Annotated in this window: 2 protein-coding genes; both read right to left on the reverse strand. The window is 41.4% G+C overall.

Annotated elements, in window-relative coordinates; all coding sequences use genetic code 11:
- The coding region (locus ABJE44_RS08235) for a transposase (protein WP_348120724.1) at nt 1-843 on the reverse strand (843 nt) is incomplete at its 3' end.
- A 333-nt stretch (nt 844-1,176) separates the two neighbouring features.
- Nucleotides 1,177-2,742: an IS1182 family transposase gene (locus ABJE44_RS08240; protein WP_348110093.1), complete on the reverse strand. Its 1,566-nt coding sequence runs from the start codon at nt 2,740-2,742 to the stop codon at nt 1,177-1,179.
- Between the last annotated feature and the right edge of the window lie 252 nt (nt 2,743-2,994).

Below are 2,994 nucleotides of genomic sequence, written 5' to 3' on the forward strand. Positions count from 1 at the left end.
CCATTGTTCACTGTCTAGTCCTAACCTTTGTAAAATAGGACTTTGGTGATGGTCTATATATCCTGCTTTGTCTTTTCTGATAACTCGCCCTGTTGTGTCCACTAATTCACAGTAGTCTTGTAATGAAAAAGCGATACCCTTGGGCATGTTTTCTCTGGGGTGACCTACAAAAGGCATCAGTTGATGGGGTTGGCTGTTATCTTGTTTAATGGCCTCGGTACGCTTTTGAATACTAGTGTGTTGAGATGTTTCGGGTGTATTTGCTATCTTAGCCCTAATGGGGTTTAAGTCGACATAGGCCATACAGGCCAATACCGCTGATTCATCTAAAAGAGCTTGTGATTTAAAACGTCCTTCCCAGAAACGGCCAGTGCAATCATCTTCTTTGTTAGCCTCTCTGGCTATAAATTCATTAAGGTTACGCATAAACCAGCTTATGTCATGCAAGCGCTCGCGATACTTACCAATTGTTTCGTTTAAGGTAATCCATTCACCTTGTGTAAATGTCTCATCACGCATGAATTTTTGAGTGAGTAAGGTGCCTCTATAAAGACTATGCCACAGGGTCACTACGTCTTTATCACTCCAACTAAATGCCTTATCTACATCAACGTGTAACACCACATGGACATGGTTACTCATCACCGCATAAGCACACACATCTATGGCAAAGACTGAACTTAAAAACAACAATCTATCTTCAACCCACCCTCTTCTATGCTCATAGCTTTGCCCTGAGTAATTATCCACGCCACACAAAAACGAACGGCGTACACAACGACTCACGCAATGATAATAAGGGGTATCTGACAAACTAACTTGAGATTTGCGGGACTGGGCCATCATTGAATCCTTTCAAATAATTAACCCTAAAAGCCTAGTTCAACTATCAAAAACATCAAAATTTATCTTGGGTGTCTACATTAGTTTTATCTACATTAGTTTTATTAGTTTTACTTCATTGCACACCTAACGAGGCTGTAGAAAAAGTCGATATTGACTGAACATTTCCTAGCCTTTCTTTGATTTTATAATGCTTACAACTTTGCCTTGGGCAATGACATTTTGCAAAGTTTTTTACGCGAAGTAGGTGATTTGGGAGTTTAGCGGTTTATCAGCTTGAATATGGGTCTTTGAAGGGCTTTCTGCGGCTAATTGTAGGGTGAGATGGGCTAACTATGCCGCCAACTGCCCGTAATTGTTGAGTTTCTCTAAATTGTGTATCAAGCAGTACAAGTGCCATTGGCCTTGTACTTTATCTTTGCCTCTAAGGCTAAAACGATTGAGTTTTTTGTTGGTACCTATGTTACCAAACACGGGTTCAACCACAGACATGCGATGACTGTATATTTGTTTGCCTTTGGGACTATCAACCCTATGCTTCATCCAGTCGGTATAAGTAGGCTCCCGTTTGCTGTCTAACCTAAACGATACTTGCCTACCCGCTCCTTTACGGTGGTCAGCAGCACTGGGGTTATGCATACATTGATGCTTTTTATTACAGTTGCGACATTGTAATAACTTACCTTCGAAGTACGCGGTTTTTATCCCTTGGTCGTTCTCTCGTATGCCTCGAAAGCTAATCGTTTCACCTGATGGGCAAACACAATGCTTGGTGACGGGGTCAAAGCTAAACTCACTGGCTTGGAAGACTGTTTTCTTTCGAGTTTTATTGTCTTGATGGCGTTTGCCGTACTTTGTTTTTTGCTCTTTGAATTTAGGGTCACGGCTTCTGAACTGATTATCGGGGATATAAGCATTAATATCATTGTCATGCAGGTACTGCATATTCTGCTCATTCGCAAAGCCAGTATCGGCGGTGATTATCGTTTGGGATTTTAATATATCTTCGCTAATGGCTAAACGTTTGAATCTATTTTGAATGCCTGTCAGTACAGGCTGTAAGGTATGGTGCTCTTGCCCTTCTCCAAACACTGTGGCATCTACAATCACTTGGTGTTTCTTATCTACCGTAGCTACCCCATTGTAACCTTGAATAGTACCTTTACTGGTGGTCATTTTACCTGACTCATTATCCGTAATATTACTTTTGACTTCCTTGGGCCTTTTACCTTTTCCCATCCGTGGTTCGGACTTCTTTAAGAACTGCTCTATCTTGTCATGGGCTTTGTTTAAGGTGTCTATTGCTTGCGCTGCTCTTTGTTTACGCGCTTCATCTGCCCCTTCAGTTTTATCTAACGTCTCATGCTCATTCATGTGATAACGGATTTGACGTTTCAGCTTATCCCGCTTTTCTTGTAACTCGTTAAACGTTCCCGACCATTCCTTAGCGGCATTAGATGACATCTTGCAGCCATCAATGGCAAACAGCTCATTGCCCAATAAACCTTGCTCATGGCATATCAACAGTACCTGCTCAAACACTGATTCAATCTCACTTCTACGACCACTCACAAACCCAGCGATAGTCGTAAAATGTGGTACCGAATCACAACTCAAGGCTTTAAAAATCACATTGGTTTCACAGCACCACTGAATTTCACGGCTTGAGGTAATGCCTTTGCAATAGGCAAACAGAATAATTTTTAACAGTGCGGCAGGGTCATACGCTGGACGACCATTATTATCGTTTTTATATTTAGGATAAAACACTGACAAGTCGAGCTTCTCATCAATCAAATGATGAATCGCATACTCAAATGTACCGGCTTGCAGTTGGTCTAGATAGTTAATCACTACCATAGAATTTTGTTGATAGTTTAGCGGGATAAAGCGTGGCATCACCAAGGCTCCTACGCCTAATTGATAATACCTATTTGATCACAAACCACGATCTGAGGGAAGTAATTATTGTGTGTTTTTTAAACTAAAAAGAGGTTTTTCTACAGCCTCAACGTTTCGCATAACGGGCAATTACTCGCTGGCTATACTTGGCGAAGAATGAGCCGCAGCCAGCGAATAATTGTCCCAGCGAGCTTGCGAGTGAATTCATGCGTTTGTTATATGCCGTCTGTTTAAAAGGGAGCATCTATT

The organism is Paraglaciecola sp., from assembly GCF_039942875.1.
Classification (GTDB): Bacteria; Pseudomonadota; Gammaproteobacteria; order Enterobacterales; family Alteromonadaceae; genus Paraglaciecola.